Source organism: Acinetobacter sp. AG1 (genome assembly GCF_001005525.1).
Classification (GTDB): domain Bacteria; phylum Pseudomonadota; class Gammaproteobacteria; order Pseudomonadales; family Moraxellaceae; genus Acinetobacter; species Acinetobacter modestus.
The window spans coordinates 23301-45904 of sequence record NZ_LBMZ01000106.1; the positions used below are offsets into that span (position 1 = coordinate 23301).

27 protein-coding genes are annotated in these 22604 nt (G+C 37.1%); 24 read left to right on the top strand and 3 right to left on the bottom strand.

Annotated features, from left to right (window positions below):
- The first annotated feature begins 41 nt into the window (after nucleotides 1-41).
- From AAV96_RS07305 to AAV96_RS07410, 22 genes are all read left to right on the top strand, one after another.
- Entirely contained in the window at nucleotides 42-671 is a 630-nt protein-coding gene (locus AAV96_RS07305; RefSeq protein ID WP_004662396.1) for a MotA/TolQ/ExbB proton channel family protein, read from the top strand.
- Between the two features lie 14 nt (nucleotides 672-685).
- Nucleotides 686-1114, top strand: coding sequence for an ExbD/TolR family protein (locus AAV96_RS07310; RefSeq protein ID WP_005159883.1), 429 nt, complete (start codon nucleotides 686-688; stop codon nucleotides 1112-1114).
- On the top strand, nucleotides 1111-2838 hold the full coding sequence (gene msbA / locus AAV96_RS07315; protein WP_046738840.1) for a lipid A export permease/ATP-binding protein MsbA: 1728 nt from the start codon (nucleotides 1111-1113) through the stop codon (nucleotides 2836-2838). Before AAV96_RS07310 ends, msbA begins: the two co-directional genes overlap by 4 nt.
- 2 nt (nucleotides 2839-2840) lie before the next feature.
- On the top strand, nucleotides 2841-3848 hold the full coding sequence (gene lpxK / locus AAV96_RS07320; protein ID WP_046738841.1) for a tetraacyldisaccharide 4'-kinase: 1008 nt from the start codon (nucleotides 2841-2843) through the stop codon (nucleotides 3846-3848).
- Nucleotides 3849-3857: 9 nt separating this feature from the next.
- A complete protein-coding gene (gene kdsB, locus AAV96_RS07325; RefSeq protein ID WP_046738842.1) occupies nucleotides 3858-4619 on the top strand; it encodes a 3-deoxy-manno-octulosonate cytidylyltransferase in 762 nt (253 codons plus the stop codon).
- Nucleotides 4620-4621: 2 nt separating this feature from the next.
- On the top strand, nucleotides 4622-5605 hold the full coding sequence (locus AAV96_RS07330; RefSeq protein WP_046738843.1) for a DNA polymerase III subunit delta': 984 nt from the start codon (nucleotides 4622-4624) through the stop codon (nucleotides 5603-5605).
- Between the two features lie 339 nt (nucleotides 5606-5944).
- On the top strand, nucleotides 5945-6289 hold the full coding sequence (locus AAV96_RS07335) for a PilZ domain-containing protein (protein WP_004662384.1): 345 nt from the start codon (nucleotides 5945-5947) through the stop codon (nucleotides 6287-6289).
- A 16-nt stretch (nucleotides 6290-6305) separates the two neighbouring features.
- On the top strand, nucleotides 6306-7079 hold the full coding sequence (locus AAV96_RS07340; protein WP_004662382.1) for a TatD family hydrolase: 774 nt from the start codon (nucleotides 6306-6308) through the stop codon (nucleotides 7077-7079).
- A 40-nt stretch (nucleotides 7080-7119) separates the two neighbouring features.
- Complete coding sequence (locus AAV96_RS07345; protein ID WP_034601445.1) at nucleotides 7120-7731, top strand: TetR/AcrR family transcriptional regulator; 612 nt, start codon at nucleotides 7120-7122, stop codon at nucleotides 7729-7731.
- Nucleotides 7732-7739: 8 nt separating this feature from the next.
- Nucleotides 7740-8291 carry a prepilin-type N-terminal cleavage/methylation domain-containing protein gene (locus AAV96_RS07350; RefSeq protein ID WP_046738844.1) on the top strand — a complete coding sequence of 184 codons (552 nt, stop codon included), beginning with the start codon at nucleotides 7740-7742 and terminating at the stop codon, nucleotides 8289-8291.
- Entirely contained in the window at nucleotides 8278-8664 is a 387-nt protein-coding gene (gene gspI, locus AAV96_RS07355) for a type II secretion system minor pseudopilin GspI (protein WP_004662377.1), read from the top strand. Before AAV96_RS07350 ends, gspI begins: the two co-directional genes overlap by 14 nt.
- The gene (gene gspJ / locus AAV96_RS07360) at nucleotides 8664-9293 is read left to right on the top strand and encodes a type II secretion system minor pseudopilin GspJ (RefSeq protein ID WP_042862502.1); all 630 of its coding nucleotides are present in this window, start codon (nucleotides 8664-8666) and stop codon (nucleotides 9291-9293) included. The genes gspI and gspJ overlap by 1 nt, the downstream gene beginning before the upstream one ends.
- Nucleotides 9290-10246, top strand: a complete 957-nt coding sequence (gene gspK, locus AAV96_RS07365; RefSeq protein ID WP_046738845.1) for a type II secretion system minor pseudopilin GspK — start codon at nucleotides 9290-9292, stop codon at nucleotides 10244-10246. Before gspJ ends, gspK begins: the two co-directional genes overlap by 4 nt.
- Before the next feature lie 110 nt (nucleotides 10247-10356).
- A complete protein-coding gene (locus AAV96_RS07370; RefSeq protein WP_046738846.1) occupies nucleotides 10357-10953 on the top strand; it encodes a 6-pyruvoyl trahydropterin synthase family protein in 597 nt (198 codons plus the stop codon).
- A gap of 45 nt (nucleotides 10954-10998) precedes the next feature.
- Nucleotides 10999-11712, top strand: coding sequence for a uracil-DNA glycosylase (gene ung / locus AAV96_RS07375; RefSeq protein ID WP_046738869.1), 714 nt, complete (start codon nucleotides 10999-11001; stop codon nucleotides 11710-11712).
- Nucleotides 11709-12833, top strand: a complete 1125-nt coding sequence (locus AAV96_RS07380; protein ID WP_171066588.1) for an enoyl-CoA hydratase/isomerase family protein — start codon at nucleotides 11709-11711, stop codon at nucleotides 12831-12833. Before ung ends, AAV96_RS07380 begins: the two co-directional genes overlap by 4 nt.
- 5 nt (nucleotides 12834-12838) lie before the next feature.
- The gene (gene tadA / locus AAV96_RS07385; protein ID WP_046738847.1) at nucleotides 12839-13363 is read left to right on the top strand and encodes a tRNA adenosine(34) deaminase TadA; all 525 of its coding nucleotides are present in this window, start codon (nucleotides 12839-12841) and stop codon (nucleotides 13361-13363) included.
- 66 nt (nucleotides 13364-13429) lie between these two features.
- Nucleotides 13430-13870, top strand: a complete 441-nt coding sequence (locus tag AAV96_RS07390; RefSeq protein ID WP_046738848.1) for an SRPBCC family protein — start codon at nucleotides 13430-13432, stop codon at nucleotides 13868-13870.
- A 9-nt stretch (nucleotides 13871-13879) separates the two neighbouring features.
- Nucleotides 13880-14560 carry a (d)CMP kinase gene (gene cmk, locus AAV96_RS07395; protein ID WP_046738849.1) on the top strand — a complete coding sequence of 227 codons (681 nt, stop codon included), beginning with the start codon at nucleotides 13880-13882 and terminating at the stop codon, nucleotides 14558-14560.
- Nucleotides 14561-14675: 115 nt separating this feature from the next.
- A complete protein-coding gene (gene rpsA, locus AAV96_RS07400) occupies nucleotides 14676-16358 on the top strand; it encodes a 30S ribosomal protein S1 (protein WP_005159935.1) in 1683 nt (560 codons plus the stop codon).
- Nucleotides 16359-16514: 156 nt separating this feature from the next.
- Nucleotides 16515-16817, top strand: a complete 303-nt coding sequence (locus AAV96_RS07405; RefSeq protein WP_005216452.1) for an integration host factor subunit beta — start codon at nucleotides 16515-16517, stop codon at nucleotides 16815-16817.
- A 17-nt stretch (nucleotides 16818-16834) separates the two neighbouring features.
- Nucleotides 16835-17188, top strand: coding sequence for a lipopolysaccharide assembly protein LapA domain-containing protein (locus AAV96_RS07410; protein ID WP_046738850.1), 354 nt, complete (start codon nucleotides 16835-16837; stop codon nucleotides 17186-17188).
- Between the two features lie 77 nt (nucleotides 17189-17265).
- On the opposite strand, the gene AAV96_RS07415 is transcribed toward AAV96_RS07410, so the two are convergent.
- Nucleotides 17266-17811 carry a hypothetical protein gene (locus AAV96_RS07415; RefSeq protein ID WP_046738851.1) on the bottom strand — a complete coding sequence of 182 codons (546 nt, stop codon included), beginning with the start codon at nucleotides 17809-17811 and terminating at the stop codon, nucleotides 17266-17268.
- 319 nt (nucleotides 17812-18130) lie between these two features.
- Between AAV96_RS07415 and pyrF the strand changes: the two genes are divergently transcribed.
- Nucleotides 18131-18811 (top strand): orotidine-5'-phosphate decarboxylase, encoded by a 681-nt coding sequence (gene pyrF / locus AAV96_RS07420; protein WP_005159948.1) that lies wholly within the window; start codon nucleotides 18131-18133, stop codon nucleotides 18809-18811.
- A gap of 22 nt (nucleotides 18812-18833) precedes the next feature.
- Here pyrF and AAV96_RS07425 read toward each other — a convergent pair whose 3' ends face one another.
- Nucleotides 18834-19751 (bottom strand): lysine exporter LysO family protein, encoded by a 918-nt coding sequence (locus AAV96_RS07425; protein ID WP_046738852.1) that lies wholly within the window; start codon nucleotides 19749-19751, stop codon nucleotides 18834-18836.
- A gap of 47 nt (nucleotides 19752-19798) precedes the next feature.
- Nucleotides 19799-21313, bottom strand: a complete 1515-nt coding sequence (locus AAV96_RS07430) for a flavin-containing monooxygenase (protein WP_046738853.1) — start codon at nucleotides 21311-21313, stop codon at nucleotides 19799-19801.
- A gap of 155 nt (nucleotides 21314-21468) precedes the next feature.
- Here AAV96_RS07430 and AAV96_RS07435 point away from each other — a divergent pair, with 155 nt between their 5' ends.
- On the top strand, nucleotides 21469-22488 hold the full coding sequence (locus AAV96_RS07435) for an AraC family transcriptional regulator (protein WP_046738854.1): 1020 nt from the start codon (nucleotides 21469-21471) through the stop codon (nucleotides 22486-22488).
- Nucleotides 22489-22604 lie beyond the last annotated feature (116 nt).

Consider the following 22604-nt stretch of genomic DNA (forward strand, 5'->3'; position numbering starts at 1 on the left):
AGGTGCGTCCTTTTATATTTTAAATATTATTGGGGAATAATATGTGGGAACTTGTGAAAGCGGGTGGTTGGTTAATGCTACCGCTTATTCTCTCATCAATTTTTACGGTTGCTATTACAATTGAGCGATATATTCGCTTAAGACGGTCACAAGTTTTACCTCAAGCATTACTGGTTCAAGGCTCAAATGTAGACAATGTTATTTCACATTTAGAGCAAGATGACGTTGTAAAAAGTCCGTTAGGTCGTATTTTAAAAGCTGGTTATGACCATCAAGATCAAGGTGAGCAGTTTGCACGTGCACAAATGGAAGCAACAGCTTCCCAAGAAATTAGCTATCTAGAAAAAAATATTAACTTTTTAGGTACATTGAGCGCGATTGCACCCTTGCTTGGTTTGTTAGGAACAGTACTTGGTATTATTGAATCGTTTTTAGTGATTGATATCGGTTCTGCTGGAAATGCAAGTATGATGATGCCTGGTATCTCTAAAGCATTGATTACGACAGCTGTAGGTATGCTGATTGCGATTCCGGCAATGATTGCTTATCGTTATTTTCAACGTGTGGTACATGAATATATTGCTGAGTTAGAACAACAATCAACATTATTTCATGCTGCACTTTTCTACAAAAAAGTACCTCATGTGCAAGAACATCGCCGTGCAAGCTGAGCATAGGTGACATTATGAAATTTAAACGCTCTCAAGTTGAAGATATTCATATCAATTTGACGCCAATGATTGACTGTATGTTATTCATATTGGTGTTTTTATTGTTATCTACGACATTTAGTCAACAAAGCCGTATAAATCTTACTTTACCAGATGCTCAAGGTGTCCCACCTAAACAATTCGATCACAAAATTGAAATCATGGTAGACTCCACAGGACATTATTCTGTGAATGGTCAAGCATTATCTACTAAAGATAGTGCCGATCTGAGTACTGCGATTAAACAGGCTGCACAGGATCGTCGTGATTTTATGTTTATTATTGCAGCTGATGCAAAAGCAAAACATGAAGATGTGATTCGTGTAATGGATGTGGCAGGTCAACTCGGCTTTGTTAACGTGAATATTAGCACTAAAGTTCCAACTAGAGGTTTTACTGAGTGAATCAAGATTTTAAGGTTTATGTACGCCTATTGGGTTATTTAAAATCTTATTGGGGTGTTGCCTTATTTATATTACTTGGTTTTGGAATCAACGCAGCTACAGAAGTCTCCGTTGCTAAGTTGCTCAAATATATTATTGATGCAATCCAAAATGGTAGTCGTGCAAATTTAGATTGGTTCCCTGCCTTAATTGTCTTACTTATGTTTTTCCGTGGCCTTGGTTTGTTCTTAGGTGGATACTTTTCAGCAGTTATTTCACGTAGTTTGGTATTTAGTATTCGTCAAGAAGTTTATGCTAAATTACTGCGCTTACCTGCCCAATATTATTTAGATAATAGTGCGGGTCATATCAGTGCGAAATTGATGTATAACGTCGAACAACTCACAGCAGCATCATCTGAATCTCTACAAACATTAGTTAAAGATGGTTTAATTGTTATTGGTTTGTTGAGTTATTTACTCTATACAAACTGGCGTTTGACTCTATGTATCGTTGTTTTTATGCCATTTATTGGACTGTTGGTTCGTGTGGCATCTAAAAAAATGCGCAAATTATCGATTCAAGTGCAAAACACGATGGGCGATGTTAACCATGTGGTACAAGAAACGATTAATGGAAACTCGGTGGTTAAGAGTTTTACGGGTGAGGTTTTTGAGCAGCAACGTTTTTACAAATCTTCCGAGGAAAATCTTCGTCGTGGCCTAAAAATGGTTGTGGTGCAGAATATTAACAGTCCGATTATACAATTACTATTGTCTATGGCAATGGCAATTATTTTATGGTTAGCGCTTCGCCCACAGGTTTTAGGTGACACCTCAGCAGGAGAGTTTGTTTCCTACATTACTGCGGCAGGTCTGATCTCTAAACCAGTGAAGAATTTAACGGATATTAATGAAAAACTTCAGCGTGGTTTGGCGGCAGCACATTCGGTATTTGAACTACTAGATATGCCAGAAGAAGAAAATAATGGTCAGCTTAAGCCGGTTTTGAAAGGCAATATTAAATTTGATCATGCTAATCTGCGTTATACAGATGGTACGCATGCAATTAAGGACTTTTGTCTAGATATTAAAGCAGGTCAGACCATTGCTTTGGTTGGTCGATCTGGTGCAGGGAAAACCTCATTAGTAAATATGCTGCCGCGTTTTCAAGAATTAAGTGAAGGGCAAATTTATTTTGATGATATTCCTGTACAAGAGATAGAACTTTCTTATCTCCGCTCACAAATTGCGACAGTCAATCAACAGGTTGTGCTATTCAATCGTTCAGTGCGTGACAATATTGCTTATGGTCAGCTTCAAGACTCAAGTGATGAACAGGTTATTGCAGCTGCAAAATCTGCTTTTGCGCATGACTTTATTATGAATTTGCCACAGGGTTACGACACAATACTTGGTGCACAAGGTTTGAATCTTTCAGGCGGTCAGCGTCAACGTATTGCGATTGCTAGAGCAATTTTAAAAGATTCTCCGATCTTAATTCTAGATGAAGCAACCAGTGCACTTGATAATGAGTCTGAGTATTTCATCCAACAAGCTTTTGATGAAGCGATGCAAGGCCGTACGACGATAGTGATTGCGCACCGTTTATCTACAGTTGAAAATGCAGATCTTATTGTGGTAATGGACAAAGGACAAATTATCGAGCAGGGTACACATACTGAGTTGCTAGATAAACATGGTGTGTATTATCAATTGCATCAACGTAATTTTGAGGAAAATTAATAATGTCTATTGCGCAACACGTACAAGATGCTTGGAATAAAAAAGCGTCGTGGTTGATCGTGTTGCGTCCTTTATCATTATTGTATCGCTTAATTTTTGAATTAAATAAAACCTTATATACGATTGGTTTTAAGAAAAAATACACAGCTCCAATTCCTGTGATGATTATTGGTAATATCACGGTTGGAGGAAGTGGTAAAACACCTTTATTAATTCAGCTCGTTAAATATTTACAGCAACATGGTATTCGTGTTGGTGTGATTAGTCGAGGTTATGGTGGTAAAGGACCTTTTCCAGTTTTGGTGAATGCTTTGTCTGAACCAGATATTGCTGGTGATGAGCCGTGCCTAATCGTTCAATCTACTCATGTACCCATGGCGGTTGGGCCAAATCGTCAAGCATCAATTGAATTATTATTGAAATCTGAAAAACTCGATTTAATTATTAGCGATGATGGTTTGCAGCATTGGGCATTAGCACGTCAAATTGAATGGATTGTTTTAGATCAAAATCGTGGTTTGGGGAATGAAAAGTTGCTGCCTGAAGGGTATCTACGTGAGCCTAAATCACGCTTAAATAGAAGTACGGTCATTGAACATACTAAAATTGCTCAATCACAAAGGAATATGCATTTAGCGATTGGTCGGCCATATCTGTTAAATTTAAATACTAATCTAAATGTATTTGATCCAAATCAGGATTTTAATGTGGTTGTTGGTATTGGCTTCCCACAACGATTTTATCAAACTTTAAATCAATTGAATGTGAAGCAATATCAAACACATGAGTTTGCTGATCATCATGATTATCATATCGATGATCTCACCTTCAATAATCAAGATGCAATTATTACCACAGAAAAAGATGCGGTAAAGTTTAAGGTTCTATTGAAACAATACCCAGAATTTAATATTCCGATTTGGGTTGTTCCTGTTGAAGCGGTTTTATCTGCAGACTGTTATGATTTATTGAAACAACAATTGCAACAAGTCGGTATCCAATTTTCTTAGAGTTCTAACATGAAACATATTGTCATTCCTGCTCGTTTTGCGAGTTCGCGTTTACCTGCAAAACCACTTTTGCTTATTCATGGTCGTCCAATGATTTTACGTGTCGTAGATCAAGCCAAGAAAGTTGCAGGTTTTGATGATTTATGTGTTGCGACTGATGATGATCGTATTGCTGAAGTATGTCGTGCGGAAGGAATTGATGTGGTTTTAACCAGCACCGATCATCCGTCAGGCACAGATCGTTTGAGTGAAGTTGCTCGTCTAAAAGGCTGGGCAGAAAACGATATTATTGTCAATGTACAGGGTGATGAACCATTACTTCCTGCTCAATTGGTTCAACAAGTTACTCAGCTTTTAGTTGATCAACCGCATTGCTCAATGTCTACTCTATGCGAGCCTATTCATGCATTGGATGAATTTCAGCGTGATAGTATCGTCAAAGTCGTGATGAGTAATCGTAAAGAAGCATTATATTTTAGTCGAGCAACTATTCCTTATGATCGTGATGGTGCAAAATTACAGCAGCCAAAGCTGCATGATCGTGCTTTTCGTCATCTGGGTTTATATGCATATCGTGTGAAATTGTTGCAAGAATATGTGACATGGGAACAAGGCAATCTTGAAAAATTAGAAAGTCTTGAACAATTACGCGTATTAGAAAATGGTCATCGTATTGCGATCGATATTGCTGAAGCCAATCTGCCTCCGGGTGTAGATACACAAGCTGATCTAGAGCGGTTAAATGCGCTACCAGTAAGTTTATTTGAATAATTATGATGAGTATGCAGTCAACAACCGTTTATCCTTGGCACAAGCAGACATGGGCGTTGTTGACAACGCGTTTTCCCGATATAGGTCATGGTTTACTTTTTTATGGTAAACATGGCTGTGCGAAACATCAATTTACTGAGCGTTTTGTGGCATGGGTCTTATGTTTAAATAAACAAGCCGAACAAGCTTGTGGTGAATGTACAAGTTGTCTTTGGTTGAAGTCTAATACACACCCTCGCTATGTTCATATCACCACAGATGAAGAAAATAAAAAGCAAAATGCTAAGATAAAAATCGAAAAGATTCGTGATTTATTGCCATTTGTTCAGCAGACTGGTGATGGATGGCGAGTCGTTGTGATTGAGCCAGCGGAGGCTTTGAATATAGCATCTGCAAATGCATTGCTAAAGACTTTAGAGGAACCTGGGGAAAGGGTTATTCTGATTCTATTGGCTGATCATTATTTGAAATTACCAGCAACGATTCGAAGCCGTTTGCAGCATTTCGCTTTAGACCGTCTAGATACCCTAGATGCGCAAAACTTTATTCAGCAGCAAATACCGAATATTTCAGCTGAACACATTGATTTGTTGCTTAATCTGGCAAATGGCATGCCATTGACTGCCGTTGAAATTAATCAGAGCGATTGGTTGCATAAAAGAGATTTATTCTTGAAAGATTGGTTTAAGTTGGTCGCAGAAAAGAATATGCCTTTAAGTTATTCAAGCAAGTGGTCGAAAGAGTTGAGTTTCTCTGAATTTATGACAATGTTTGAATATTTATTAGCTGATTTAGTCGCTATAAAATTAAATCAATCTTTGAGAAATAAAGACTTAGATTTAACACAGCTTGCGCAGCTTTATGACTTGGAAAGCTTATTTCAAATTTATTCTGACCTGCAACAGAAAAAATTGATGGTTGAGCAAAATGTACAAACACAATTGGTACTAGATCAGTTGTTTATTCAATTGATGCATGTGGTTTAGATAGGGTATTAAAGTCTTTTATGTTGATTGAATGCTTGATTTTTGTAATATCCAAAAAGCATTTGCTTTCGTTATGGTGATCACTTCTGAAATCGTGATTCATCGAACGCTATATTTGTTTAAATAAAACCCATTTTTGTTTGTTTTCGAACAGTTTTCCTCAAACATTATTTGTTGTTTGTCGGATTGTTTCCTATAATCAAAATAGCAGTAATTATAGTTTTTTAAATTGACGGTAGAAAATATTGAATTTGAGAAGCATCTAAATATGCTTAAAAATTTATTCATGCTATGAAAATATAGATATTTCAAATTATTTGTATTTGACAGGGGAATGTTATGCAACCACAAATGATGGGCGGAATTATACAAGTCAATATTCCTGATAAAGCAACTTTGCAATCGAGTTATATGCCTTTTGTGCAAGGTGGCGGTCTATTTGTTTCCACTAAACAAGCTGTAAAAATGGGACAGGAAGTTTTTGTTTTAGCGACTTTGCCAGAGCAGTCACAAAAAATCCCATTAACGGGTAAGGTGATTTGGATTTCGCATAAACAAACACATTTTAAACCACAAGGTTTTGCAATTCAGCTTGCTGGTGAAAAAGGTGTGTATTACAAAAATGAAGCTGAGAAATTATTGGCTGGTTCAAAAGCTATGGATCGCCCAAGTTTTACAATGTAAGTGATAGGAAATAAGCGTGTTTGTTGATACCCATTGTCATTTAACGATGTTAGATCTGAGTCCCTATAATGGGGATCTAGATCAGGCGCTTGAGCAAGCTCGTCTTGCAGGTGTTTCAAAATTTATGGGAATTTCAGTTGATCTTGACGATCATATTAAATTAGCTGAAATAGCTTCTCGCCATAATGATGTGGGTTATTCTGTAGGTGTTCATCCATGCGAGGATGATCATATTATGGCGCGGGCAACAACAGACTACCTTGTAGAGCTAGCTCAGTCTGATAAGGTATGGGCATTAGGGGAAACAGGTTTAGATTATTATCACAGTACAGATTTTATTGCAGAACAGAAACGATGTTTTGCACGTCATATTCATGCATCAAAAATTGTAAAAAAACCTGTGGTTGTGCATACACGGTCGGCTAAACACGATACCGTCGATATTATAAAAGCAGAGCAGTCCACACATGGTATTTTGCATTGTTTCACAGAAGATTGGGAAACAGCTAAGGCTGTTTTAGATTGTGGTTACTATATTTCTTTTTCTGGTATTGTTTCATTCAAAAATGCACAAGAATTACGTGATGTAGCTAAACAAGTGCCGCTTGATCGGTTGTTAATTGAAACGGATAGCCCATATTTAGCACCTATGCCTTATCGGGGTAAAACGAATGAGCCTAAATATGTGCCTTATGTTGCAAAGGCGTTAGCGGATGTATATCAGAAATCAGTTGAAGAAATAGGTATGATTACCACACAGAATTTTGAGAATCTTCTTCATTTGAAGTAAACGGTTTAGTTGTATTAGCAAAGAGAGTTATCACGTGAAAATGGACCGCCAAGCTCAGTTTAGAGCACGAGAAGCCTTAATTTTTCAGATCGCTGAGCAACTCCTATTAGAAAATGGTGAAGCAGGCATGACTTTGGACGCTTTAGCGGCGGAATTAGATCTTGCTAAAGGCACATTGTATAAGCACTTTCAGAGCAAAGATGAATTGTATATGTTGCTGATTATTCGTAATGAACGAATGCTGCTTGAAATGATTCAGGATACAGAGAAAGCTTTCCCTGAGCATTTAGCTTTTTTCATGCTGCATCATTTACATCATCCAGAACGTACTGCTTTATTTCATCAAATTGAAGAACGCCTCTCTACAACGGGTCAAGGTATTCAGTTATTATTTAGTGAATTGTATAAAGTTCGTCGTCAACGTTTACGTATTATCATTCGTATGACAGAAAGTTATTTATTAGATATAAATAGCACGATGACAACGCGTGATTATTTGGCTTCGATTTGGTCTCTGACTTATGGCGCAGCAGTTATTCTGAATTCGAGCTTTTATCAGCGTTATTTAGGTTCACGTGATAGCTTGCGTGTGGCTTATATTGATCAAGCTTTAGGTTTGCCAAAACAAATTGAATATTTAGCGAATGGCTGATAAATAAAATGAAATCACCACATAGATTACAACAAGGTTTTACCCTCATTGAGATCATGGTGGTGATTGTAATCATGACGATTATGACATCTTTGGTTGTTCTGAATATTGGTGGTGTAGACCAGCGTCGAGCGATGCAAGCCAGAGAAATGTTTATACTTGATTTAAAAAAGATTAATAAAGAATCAACGGATCAAGCTAAAGTTTTTGCCTTAAATACTCAAAATGCGACTGACGTTGCACCATTTCGCTATAATTTGTTTGAATATCATGATCAGAGCCATGAACAAATTCAGCAAGCAGATCGGACTTGGCAGCCATACAAAGAGTTTAAACTTCGAGAGCTACCGACTAACGTTTCTTTTAGCATTGAAACTTTAAATGCTGAAGAATATCGAAAAGCGAGAAATGAGGACTTATTAGGTGGTAAAGCACCGCAACTCATATGGTTTGGCAATGGTGAAGTTAAGCCTGCCCGTATTCAATTTTATTATGAACAGCAGCCAATTGGACATGAGTTTGAAATAGATCATTTGGGTAAAATAAATGAAGAAGATTAAAGCATTTACCCTATTGGAAGTGATGGTTGCATTAGCAATATTTGCTGTCGCTGCAATTGCATTAACAAAAATTGCCATGCAATATACACAGTCTACATCGAGTGCGATTTTACGAACAAAAGCACAGTTCGTTGCAATGAATGAGGTTGCAATGATGGAAATGAATCAAGAATGGTTAGATGGAACGCAATCGAAACAGGTGACTTCTCAAGGCGAGACTTGGCAGATTGATAAAAAAGCACAGGCTACGATTAGTCCAAAAATACAACGTATCGAATTACAAGTAAGTTTATTTAATACTGAGCAAGGTAAAGTTGAAGCGGGCATCACCAATATGGTGTTTTTTAATTATCCAGCAAAAGCTAAAACATGATGAAAATTAAAAAGGGTTTTACCCTTGTTGAATTGCTGGTTGCAATTGCTATTTTTGCCGTACTTTCAATGCTTGGTTGGAAAGTTTTTGATTATTTATTAAAAGTCAAAGATCGTAATGCAGAACATGAAACACATTTATTTGCGTTACAAGATGCCTATCAGCAGATTCTAAGAGATAGTCTCCAAATTATTCCATTAACGGCAAATGATGGTCGACAATTACAAGCCGCTTTGGTGCTAAATGATCGTGGTTTTATGTTTAGCAAAGCAGGAGTGTCCGATCCGTTGAAACAAGGTTTGTCACCTTATGAGCGTATTGAATATCGCTATGATTCAACACAGAAAAAAGTTTATCGACTCAAATATTCAAATCTAAATATTCCAAATCGAGTACAACCCATCTCAAGTACCTTATTAGAAAATGTAGATCAATTTAAAGTAATCGTCATGAATCCACAGGAACTGACACAATGGCCTGAAAATATTGGTGATCCTAATAATATTAATGAGTTAAAAAAATTACCATTAGGCATAAAAATACAGCTTAGTGTTGCAGGCACGGATTACGAGTGGATTTATAGTCTACTGAATGCAAATCAATTGTTGGGAAATAACTCACCACCATGAAAAACTATTCATCTCAGCGTGGCGTAGCTTTATTAACGATTTTAGTCATGGTTGCTTTAGCAACGATTTTGGCTGCAACAATTGCAAAACGACAAACCAATACTGCTGAAAATACGGGCTATTTGATGCGTCAGGATCAATCGTTATTGTACGCAAAAAGTGCAGAAGCTTTTTTTTCAGAGTTACTCATTCAAGATAGCGATAACGGTAGTAGCATTGATCATTTACAGGAAAACTGGGCAAAACCGATGCCGCCATTTCCTGTAGAAGATGGATCAGTCTCAGGAAAACTACTAGATGAGTCAGGAAAGTTTAATCTAAATAATTTGGTTAAGGCTGATGGCAATCAAGTTGATGATTCTGCTCGACGTTGGTTTGAAAAGTTATTGCAACGCGTAGGTCTGCCTGCTGAACTCAGTCAAGCTGTGATCGATTGGCAAGACACAAATGATGAAGTGACTGGCGCAATGGGTGCGGAGAGTAGCTATTACCAAGGACTAGATCCTGCATATTTAACGCCGAATACCAAGTTTCATAGTATAGAAGAATTAAAACTTGTACGAGGTTTTGAAGGCAAAAACTACGATTTGATCAAACCTTATGTTACGGCATTACCTGAACAGACTAAGGTGAATATGAATACAGCACCTGCATTGCTATTAGCCAGTATTGATCCTAAAGTAGATGTCAAAGCTATTGAACAACAATTGAAAGTCAAGGAAACTGAGTTAACACATTTTAATAATGTAGATGATTTATGGAAATTAAGTGCTTTTTCTGGGATAGATGAACAGAGTAAAACGGATGCTGCATCTTTATTAGATAGTAAATCAAATTATTTTACGGCTCAAATTGAAGTGGTCCTAAGTGAGCGTAAGCGCCAATTTACGAGCTTAATGATGAGAAAAGATAAACAAGTGATTGTGTATTCAAGAAGTCTTGCACCATTCTAGTCTTTGTATAGATTGGATTATTGAATAGTCACAAGGCTTAAAATCAATCCCACCGATGATTTTTTTGCTTTATAATAAAATTTGTTTGCAGATATAGATCAGCTTGGTGCATGTTAATTCGTAAATTATTTAAGTTTGAAAATGCTCATATTGTACGTAATTGTACATCAGATCGCTGTAAGCGTTCGATTCACGGGCATAGTTATAAGGTTGAATTACTGTTAAAAGCCTCAAGATTAGATCATGGGCAAATGGTCTATGATTTTGGTTTATTAAAAGGTGTGATTAAAGAGCTTTTTGACAGTTTTGATCACGCAATTTGTTATTGGCAAAAAGATGATCCTGAATATATTCAAGCGTGTAAAACTTTTAGTGCACGTTGGGTTGCCTTGCCAGTTTCACCATCGGCTGAACAGTTTTCAAGGATTTTCTTTTATCTAGCGCAACAGGTGCTCGCTTCAACCACAACACAGAATGGTGAGGGTGATGTCGAGGTCTATTCAGTGATCGTGCATGAAACTGATACAGGTTACGCTCAAAGTTTTTTAGAAGATATTGAAAATGAGCAAATGGGTTTACTTAGCCTAGACCAAATTATTTTTTCAGAGCAAGTACAAATCGAGTGGAGCGATCCTCAAATGTATGAAAATCTGAAAAATGGAATTAAATTCCAAAATCCAAATGTAGAGTTACAAGTTAACATTTAAGTCAGCAAGATTTAAATGTTGGAATCGTTATTTCAAGGAATGTTGATGCAATTTACTGAACAACAGCAGGAAAAACTTAATAAAGTTCAGTTGGATGAGTCATGGAAAATCTCTTTATCAGAATTTCTACTCAGTCAAAAAATGGATCATTTAAGAGAGTTCCTACAGCAACAGATCCTTGCTCAGAAAACAATTTATCCGCCTAGCAAGCAAATTTTCAATGCTTTGAATACAACCCCGTTACAGGATGTAAAGGTCGTGATATTGGGTCAAGATCCATATCATGGCCCTAATCAAGCCAATGGTCTAAGCTTTTCTGTACAAAGAGGGGTTGCATTACCACCATCTTTGCGTAATATTTTTCATGAATTACATACTGATCTCACAGTGCCGATTTCCCGTCATGGGGATTTAAGTAAATGGGCTGCTCAAGGGGTATTGCTGTTGAACAGTGTACTCACTGTTGAGGCAGGACAGCCAACTTCTCATCAAAAACAAGGCTGGGAAGAATTTACTGATACTGTAATTGATGTGTTAAATGAACAGCGTGAGCATGTTGTGTTTATCTTATGGGGTGCTTATGCACAACGTAAAGGACAGCGCATTGATCGAAATAAACATCTTGTGTTAACGGCGGCTCATCCATCACCACTTGCTGCAAACAGAGGTGGTTTTTTTGGCTGTAAAGTATTTTCTAAAACAAATCATTATTTGAAACAACATGGCATTGAGCCAATAGACTGGCAACTGGACGCATAATGACTTCTCCCGATTTAAATAGTTATCACCCAGATTTAATTATCGAAAACGCTAAAAATGGTTGGCGTATTGTTCGTTTAAACCGACCAAAATCTTTGCATGCACTTGATGAGTCAATTGTGAGTGCTTTATTGAAAGTATTTGAATATTTTCATGAAGACGACAGTGTTAAAGCAATTTGGTTTGATTCAACTACACCGAAAGCATTTTGCGCGGGTGGTGATGTTCGTAAACTCCGTCAACTTGTTATTAATAATGAAGTAGATACGGCAAATAAGTTCTTTGAACAAGAATATGCGCTTGATTTATTGCTTCATAACTATGCTAAGCCAATTGTGGTTTGGGGTGAAGGTTATGTCATGGGTGGTGGTTTAGGACTATTCATGGCCGCACCATTCCGTCTAGTTACACCTTATTCACGTCTTGCAATGCCTGAAATCAATATTGGTCTCTATCCTGATGTAGGAGGAAGTCGTTTCCTTGCTGATCGTGGTCAAATTGGGCTGTTTACAGGTTTAACAGGTTCAATCATGACTTCTGCTGGTGCTTTTAGCATTGGTTGGGCAACTCATATTTGTGAAGCACAGCGAGATAATGTTCTTCAAAAAGTTTTGAATGTGGATTGGAATCATTATCCTGCGGGTGCTTTCCGTGCAATCGATGATACTTTAAATAGTCTACATCGCCCTGTAGCATCAGGTCCGTTACAAAATTCAATCGATGTGATTCATAGCGTATGTCGTGGTCAAAGTTTTGAATATGACTATCAAGCGATTATTGGTTTGAGTGATGCAAGTAGTGATTGGTTGCGTCAGGCAAGTGAGAATCTGCAAAAAGGTTCTCCAAGTACTGCTGCGATTACATGGTTGCTATGGCAATGGGGTAAGCAAGGACATGCTTGGGATGAAGTTTTTGCATTAGAATCACAAATCTCTGATTGGAAAATCCGCCATCCAGATTTTGTTGAGGGTGTCCGTGCACGTTTAGTTGATAAAGACCTATCACCAGAATGGAAAGCAGCGGAAAAGATTACATTAAAAGATATTTTATCTGATTGTGCTCCGGTAACTACAATTGATAGTTGGAATGCTTTATTAAGACAATATGGTGTTATTGCTTAAAATCGATGAGTATTGACGTCACAATTTCAGAAAACTTTAACGATGAATATTGGATGCAGCTTGCTTATGAGCAAGCTGCACTAGCTGCTTCGCAGGGAGAAATTCCTGTAGGAGCGGTGATAGTGAGTCAAAAGAAAGTTATTGGTGCTGGTTATAATGCGCCAATTAAACAATCTGATCCTACCGCTCACGCTGAAATTCAAGCTTTACGTGCAGCCTGTCAATCATTGAATAATTATCGTTTACCAGATGATGCCATATTATATGTGACGCTTGAACCTTGTACGATGTGTGTTGGCGCACTCATTCATGCTCGTATCAAAAAAGTAGTGTTTGCTACAACAGAGCCTAAGGCTGGTTCGTTGGTCAGTGCTCGACAATTGTTAGAAAATGGCTATTACAATCATAAATTCGTATTTGAACAAGGTTGTATGCAAGCTGAATGTTCATTGCAATTAAGTGAATTTTTTAAACAAAGACGAGAAGAAAAAAAGAAAATTAGGCTATTAAAAACGTCCTTAAATGATTAAAAATGTCTCATTAGTTGTGGCAAACTATGCCTCCGAAGATTTTAGCTAAATCAAAAAGGCAAAGTTATGCGTAACGCGATCACCATACAAAAAGAATTCAACGCACCAATTTCTGAAGTTTTTGAGCTGTTGTCAAAGCATGCAACCTACAATAAAGCATTTGCGCCATTACAAGTTGTACGTGTAAAAGACTCAGTAGATCCACAACGCCCAGATGGTGTTGGTTCTATTCGTCGCATGGGTTTTGGACCAGTAAAACCTCTTCAAGAAGAAATTACTTTGTTAGAAGAGAACAAGCGTATTGAATACAAATTGATTAATAATCCATTGGTGAAACATCATTTAGGGCAAATCGATTTTCGAGAAATTACCCCATATATCACCTTGGTTACTTATAAGATTGAATTTACAGCAAAAGCGCCTTTTGTAAGTAAATTAGTTCTTGCACAACTCAAAGCAGCGATTACACTAGGTTTTTCAAAATTAGCGAAGTCAGTTGCTTCATAAGAGACGGGAATGACAGTTCATATTATTACGATTGATGGTCCTAGTGGTTCTGGTAAAGGGACCTTGGCAGCCAAAATAGCTGCTTATTATGGGTTTAATCTTTTAGACTCTGGTGCTTTATATCGTTTACTTGGGCTGTCATTATTTCAACGTGGATTACTTGATCAAATCGAATCTAATTTAAGTCAATGCGTTGAATATGCGACGAACTTAGATATTGAATTTAAAACGACTGAGGCTGCGACCCTTGTTTTACTAGAAGGTGTAGATGTCACTAATACCATTCGTACTGAACAGGTCGGAGAATACGCCTCTAAAGTTGCAACTGTTCCTGAATTAAGAAAAGCATTATTCGCACGCCAACGTGCATTTATTCAAGCTCCTGGTTTGGTAGCTGATGGACGAGATATGGCAACATCAATTTTTCCAGAAGCTCAAGCCAAAATATACTTAACAGCATCGGCTGAATCTCGTGCAGAGCGTAGAGTAAAACAGTTGCAGGGTATGGGTCTTGATGCTAAAATAAGCGACATTTTATCTAACATACAGGCTAGAGATAAAAGAGATATGGAGCGAACTGTTGCTCCGCTCAAGCCAGCGGAAGACGCGTATATCATTGATAGTTCTACAATAGGCATCAATGAAGTGTTTCAGCTAATGGTGGACTATATCGATAGCCGTATTCAATAGATAAACCCTTTTATTTTCAGTTGAAGCATTGCTTGATCAGATTTTTTGGACAATGTAACAACTTAACTAAACCGGCCTTGTCTGATCCAAGACCGCGGACTTTATCAGGTATATCATGACCGAATCTTTTGCAGCCCTCTTTGAAGAAAGTGAATTAAACCTCAACGTTGAAAAGGGTGCAGTCATCCAAGGTACTGTTGTTAGTATCGATTCTGACTGGGTTACTGTTGACACTGGCCTTAAATCTGAAGGCGTAGTTGACCGTGCTGAATTTTTAAATGAACAACGTGAACTTGAAGTTCAAGTTGGCGATACTGTTGATGTAGTTGTTGAAGCGCTTGACAACGGTATGGGTCAAACAGTTTTATCACGTGAAAAAGCGAAACGTGCTGAAACTTGGACTAAACTTGAGAAAATCTTTGAAGACGGCGAAATCGTTACTGGTGTTATCTCTGGTAAGGTTAAAGGCGGTTTCACTGTTGACATCGGTCCTGTACGTGCATTCTTACCAGGTTCTTTAGTTGACACTCGTCCTATCCGTGACACAACTCACCTTGAAGGTAAAGAGTTAGAGTTCAAAGTAATCAAACTTGATGCTAAACGTAACAACGTTGTTGTATCTCGTCGTGCAGTTATGGAAGCTGAATCTTCAGCTGACCGTGAAGCATTGCTTGCTCAACTTGAAGAAGGTCAAACAGTTACTGGTACTATCAAGAACCTTACTGATTACGGCGCGTTCGTTGACCTTGGCGGTATTGATGGTCTTCTACATATCACAGATATGGCTTGGAAGCGTATCAAGCACCCTTCAGAAGTTGTTGAAGTTGGTCAAGAAGTTACTGTTAAAGTACTTAAGTTTGACCGCGAGCGTAACCGCGTATCTTTAGGTCTTAAGCAATTAGGTGAAGATCCATGGTTAGCGATCATGAGCCGTTACCCTAAAGGTTCTATCGTTAAAGCACGTGTAACTAACTTAACTGACTACGGTTGCTTCGCTGAAATCGCTGAAGGCGTTGAAGGCTTAGTACACGTTTCAGAAATGGACCACACAAACAAAAACATCCACCCATCTAAAGTTGTTCAGATCGGTGACGAAGTTGATGTTATGGTTCTTGAAGTTGACGAAGAACGTCGTCGTATTTCATTGGGTATCAAACAAACTCGTGCTAACCCATGGGAAGAGTTTGCTAAAGCAAATGAAAAAGGCGAAAAAGTTTCTGGTACGATCAAGTCAATCACTGATTTCGGTATCTTCATCGGTTTATCTGGTGGTATCGATGGTTTAGTACATTTATCTGACATTTCTTGGAACGAACAAGGCGAAGAAGCTATCCGTCGTTACAAGAAAGGTGACACAGTTGAAGCAGTTATCTTATCTGTAGACGCTGAAGGTAACCGTATCAGCCTTGGTATCAAGCAATTAAACAGCGATCCATTCAATGATTTCTTAGCTGCTAACGAACGCGGTGCTTTAGTTAAAGGTACTGTGACTGCTGTTGATGCTAAAGGTGCTACAGTTAAATTAGCTGATGACATCGAAGCAACGCTTAAAGCTTCTGAAATCAACCGTGACCGCGTTGAAGATGCGACTAAGTTCTTAGAAGTTGGTCAAGAAGTTGAAGCGAAGATCATCAACGTTGATCGTAAATCTCGCTCTATCAACTTGTCTATCAAAGCGAAAGACGAAGCTGAAGAGAAAGAAGCTGTAAACAATGCTCGTCAAGCAGCAGCAGCTCAAGTTTCAGAAGCTAATGGTCCTAAGACTATTGGTGATTTGATTAAAGCTCAAATGAAGTAATTTGTTAAAAGGTACATTTCTTGTAACAGAGATGTACCTTTTTATACAAAAATACTGCAAACGGTAGCGTAGTATCGATGTACTGCGCTACCGTTTTGTATTTAAACAGGTTATTATTAAAATATTGAAAAGTAGCAATAATTAAAGAGGTCATCGATGACTACTGAAGCACTTAACAAATCTGATTTGATTGAACGGATTGCCCTTAAAAACCCTCATTTGGCAGAACCGTTGGTTGAAGATGCCGTTAAAATTATGATTGATCAAATGATTGAAGCACTTTCGAGTGGCGATCGTATTGAGATTCGTGGTTTTGGCAGTTTTGCATTACATCATCGTGAGCCACGTTTAGGGCGTAATCCTAAAACTGGTAAATCAGTTGATGTTGCAGCAAAAGCTGTCCCGCATTTCAAACCAGGTAAAGCACTTCGTGATGCAGTAAACGAGACTGTTGATTAATAAAAATTGAGGTGTTTATGCGTTATATCTTAATTGCATTACTTGTTGCTCTATTTGGTTATTCGCTTGCCCTAGTTTTACAGAATCCAGCAGAATTAGAAGTAAACCTATTGTTTACTCAAGTTCCTGCGATGCGTTTAGGTTTATTGCTTTTATTGACTTTGGCATTAGGTGTCGTGGTCGGTTTACTGTTAGGTGTTCAAGTATTTCGTGTTTTCCAAACGAATTGGGAAATTAAACGATTACGTAAAGATATTGACCACCTTAGAAAAGAGCAGATCCAGCTTGCTCAGCAAGCAGCCGCAGAAGCTGCTGCAAGCGTAAGACATGAAAAAACTGTTTTAGATGTTTATCCGAATGATAATATCTAATAGCTGAATTGCTATTTAGTATTGAAAGGGCTATTTCACAATTGAAGTAGCCCTTTTAGTTTGTAATTAAAAAATACTTAATTAATTTTAATTTCATTTTTCAAGTTCAATTCAAGCTGATCCATAAATTGATTAAAAGCATTAAAACTTTTTTCTACTACGATCAATGCAGTTTCATTCATTTCTCGTGTTATAGGCATATTTTCAAAAACGTTTTCTTCATTGCCTATAGTATGTCCAGTTTCTTGCCTTAAATGAGTTTCACTACAGAACTTTAATTCTAAATCAGTAGTTTTGGTAATTTCATTCAATACATTAAAAACTACATTTCCTGTAGACTCCATGACTTCAATCGCTACATATCTTATAAGTGCCGTCTGATTCGAGACCAAGCCTATTAATTCGTAAGATAGTTTACGGCTAGGTGACATGTCATCACACCAGATAAATCTAAGGGTGTTGGTAAGTTCTTGTTTATTGTTGAGATCGAGCGTTTCTAGGTCATGCAGATACCAAGGCCAATGATTAGCATCTTCTTTACAATGAACATTGATTGCCTCTTCATATTCATTCTGTGGAAAATTAAAGGGCAGTACATATTTATTTAAATCCGCAAAGCTCATTATAAAGTGAGCAAGATTAGGCAAGAATTTTAAGCGTAGTTGTATGGGTATTTCTTGATTTTTCAGAATCTTAAAAAATGATGGTGACTAAATTGATGCCTTTTTATGCCTATTGCAGTTTTAATCGTTTTCATTTTTAACCTTATTCGTTTTTAATTTATTTTAAGATTAAAATTTAATCAAATTTTACTATTTGGTATGTTTTAGTTTTGTTGTTGCAACTTAAATGTGAGAAGTAAAAATGTGTTAAATGAAATTTTACACTTAAATTAAAACCTATTTATAATAGCGACTTTGAATCAACTGGGAAGAAACGCTCTTGAGTATCATTGTTGCACTAGATGCAAAAAGCGAATATGACGCTTTAACGATTGTGGATCAGCTTGATCCTGCTTTATGTCGTGTCAAAGTGGGCAAGGAACTTTTTACTCATGAAGGTCCAAGTGTTGTTAAAACTTTACAAGATAAAGGCTTTGAAGTTTTTCTTGATTTAAAATTTCATGATATTCCGAATACAACTGCTCAAGCTGTTTGTGCTGCGGCAGATCTAGGTGTGTGGATGGTCAATGTTCATGCTTCTGGCGGTCGAAAAATGATGGAAACTTGTGTTGAAAGACTCAAAGCAGGAAATTATCAAACACAACTTATTGCAGTTACTGTGTTAACTTCTATGGGGCGTGAAGATCTACGTGATATTGGTTTAGACATCGAGCCAGTAGAGCATGTCAAACGTTTAGCTAAATTGACTCAAGAAAGTGGTTTGGATGGGGTAGTTTGCTCAGCACAAGAAGCTAAGATTCTTCGTGAAATGTTGAATGCTGATTTTGCATTAGTTACCCCAGGCATTCGTCCAGAAGGTTCAAATGCAGATGACCAAAAACGTATCGTTACGCCTAAACAAGCTATGCTTGATGGTTCGACGCATTTAGTGATTGGTCGCCCTATTACAAAGGCTGAACGACCAACAGAAATGTTGAAGTCAATTTTGGCGTCTATCTAAGTTTATTGAGTTTATAAATACCTTAGAATTTGAGATTTAAGAATAGACTGATTAATAAAGGCGCTAGAAGCGATAAAATTAATCCGCTCATCATGGCATGTGGTACGTAGTGCGTGCCACATGACTGTTTAACCATTGCAAGGGTGACATCCATTGAGGTTGCTCCAGCACTCGAAATCGCTGAACGTGGAAAACGCCAGCCTAGACAATACATAAGAAGAATGGCGAAAATTTCTCTGAAGAGGTCGGTTAATAAGGCAATGCCACCAAGTCGTGCTGAATGTAATTCAGTGAATAGAATGCCAGACATTGAGTACCATCCATATCCCTGAGCTAAAGCCATTATTTCATTTAAGTTAAAGTGATTAGATAAGATTAAATAATTCACGATTGCTGCTAAGCATGAACCTACAAAGGCTGCAGCGGGAACCAATAGTACTTTCCAACTTAACCAACTACGATCAAATTGCGTAAAAGCAAGCTCAACGCCAATCAAAAAGATAAATATGAGTAATAAATACCAACTATTAAATGCAATTTGTAGGTTAAATTGAGTGACTAGTATTCCAAGTAAAATCCCCAACCCTAATGCTAGAAATGCTTTAGCGATATTCTTGAGTGCATTGATAAAGAGGTGTAATGAAATTTTTCCTTGTACACTTTGACGATCAATCAGTTTGTAGGTAATTAGACAGATAAAGAAAGAACCGACTGATGTAGTAAATGCAATCAATAATGCAGGTGGTAATATTGCTGCCGGATCTGAGATATGATTCAAAGCCTGTGTCAGTTCAAATGCAACACTTATTAATAATAAATAAGAAAAATAGGGTAAAATCTTAAAAACAAATTGTTTAATTTGCTGTGATAGTTTTGGGGCGAGAAAATAGCCTAAGCTTATTGCGATAAAAATTTGGAAGATAAGAACAAAAGATTGCATAAAAAAAGCAGGTTACGAATAACCTACTTATTATGAAGAATTATTGGTTAAGCTGCATTGTTTTTTGCATTTGTTCCTGTATGAATAAAATTATAGTCAGCGACATTTACTTTACGTGTTTCTAACCAATATTTCCAAGTATATGTTGGCCATAATGAGAAGTTTTTACCATCAGCTGCTTGATACCAACTACTGCATCCACCTGCTTGCCAAACTGTTCCTTTGAGTTGTTCCTGCACACGATCATTAAATTGATCTTGTACCTCTTGTTTAATCTCAACAGCTTGAGAACCTGTCTTATCTACGGTTTGAATCAATTGCAAAATATAATTCACTTGAGATTCAATCATAAAAATAACAGAGTTATGACCTAAAATCGTATTTGGACCTAAGAGTTGGAATAGGTTGGGGAAGTTTTTCGTACTAACACCATAGTAGCTTTCTGCACCATCTTTCCAAGCTTGCTTAAGTTCGATTCCATTGCGACCAACACAATCGAAATGCTTTAAGTAAATACGTGGGTCAGTAATGAATCCTGTACCATAAATCAAACAGTCAATTTGGCGTTCTTTACCGTCTTTGGTAATAATGCCGTTAGCTGTAATTTCCTGAACGCCATCAGTAATTAATTCAACATTTTTACGGTTGAACGTTGGGAAGTACTTATTTGAAATCAAAATACGCTTACAACCCATAACGAAGTCTGGTGTAAGTTTTTTAGCGAGTTCTTTGTCTTTTACTTGAAAGCGAATAAATGCTTCTGCAAGCTTTTGACCATATTTCATGATCTGTGGTTGTACGATAGGTACTACACGTGATTCGTTGGTCCAATACAAACGAGTACGATGAATTTGACGATAAATATTTGAAGCTTTAAATAAAGATTTGCTTAATTGTGAATATTTACGTTCATCACGTGGAATGACCCATGCTGCGGTACGTTGGAATACATAAAGCTGTTTCACTTCTTGTGCAATCTCGGGGATATATTGAATTGCACTACCACCAGTACCAATAGAAGCAACAGATTTGCCTTCTAAGCTGTATTGATGATCCCATTGTGAAGAATGGAAGACTTTACCTTTAAATTTTTCAATTCCTTTTAAGTGAGGAATTTGCGGAACGTGTAGGGGGCCTGAAGCAAAAATAACAAACTGAGCTTCAATGGATGGTTGATCTTTAAAATCTAATAACCAAACATTACGATTTTCGTCAAACTCAGCATGAGTAACTTCATGATTGAATTTGCAATAATCTTTTAATTTATACTGCTGAGTAATATCTTGAATATATTCAAAAATTTCATCAGCTTCAGCGTAACGTTTTGACCAATCTGTTTTGGGAGCAAACGAAAGTGAATACATATGTGATTGAACATCACAGGCTGCCCCTGGGTATTGATTTTCACGCCATGTGCCACCAACGTCATTGGTTTTTTCTAAAATTACAAAATCATTCATTTGACTTTGTAATAGTCGAATAGACATTGCTAAACCACCAAAACCTGCACCAATAATTGCAACTTTAGTTTTTTGAATAGCATTTTGGGATACATCACGCATAGTCCACGCCCTACACATCTAAATTTTATGCAAGTTTAAAGGTTTTGTAGAGATTAAATATGATTGTATAGACGCAAAACTTGATCATTTCGGCAATTCATTTATTTGTATTTTTATAGTACAACGTTAAAGTTTTGGGAATTGCATTCGGAATTATGAAGAGATCTATCCTCGGATTGATGTATTTAATTCAAGGCATGCGTCATGTGGGCATTGATGTTGATGCTCGTTTAGCAGACATGGGAATACAAGCCGAAGCTTTAGATCCGAGTTCAATTATTCCAGATGAAATTGAATGGGATATTTTACAGTATATTAGTCAAGATATTTCTCCTGAACAAGGCTTAGTCATTGGTCAACATTATGCGCTTGCAGGGTATGGCCCATTCTTGATGCTGCTTGTTACAAGCGATACTTTACATAAAGCTCTGTTAAATGGTGTGCGATTTCAGCAATTGACACACCTATTTGGTTCATTACAGCTAAATATTAAAAAAGATTACATTCATTTGCATTATCAACCAATTGATTTAAATACGCATTTAGGATTATTTCGTGCTCAATGTGAAATCTCAGGAACTTATAAGTTCTTACAAGATATCTTTAAAATGATGGGGCTTGAAATCCCTAATATTTGTATTGAATTACCTTTTAAAACACCTAAAGAATTAGAGTTAATAGGGGCTTATCAAGACTATTATGGTCTAGATGTAAAATTTGAATGTCAGCATGCCTCTTTTATTCTAGAAAATACTGATATTTTAAATATAAAAATACCATCTGCTGATGCTCTTACTTACCGTGTTTATGAAGATAAATGCTTGCAAGACTTAGAAAAATTGGAAAGAAGCACTCAGGAAAAGCTGACGATTGTTGAATATGTGGAAGGGTATTTAGAGATGCAGAATGGCGTCATGCCCACCATGTTTGAAACAGCCTGTGCTTTAAATATCCCAGAGAGAACCTTGAGGCATAAATTGCAGCAAATGCAAACAAGTTATAAGGAAATACGCGAAAGGCTGATTAAGCAGAAAGCATTAAAGTTTATTGAAAATAGTGCGTATTCAATTGAGCAAGTTGCGGAAATGTTAGGTTATTCTGAACCTGCTGCATTTAATCATGCGTTTAAACGATGGTTTGGTCAAAGTCCAAGACAATATAATCGTAATCATTAAAATGATTAAAAAATGGTACATTATGATGTTTAAACTCCATGATAATTAAGCCTAAAATCTAATGCCTTTGGACTTAATGTTCGATATAATTTTCACCAATTAAAATTGTAATAACA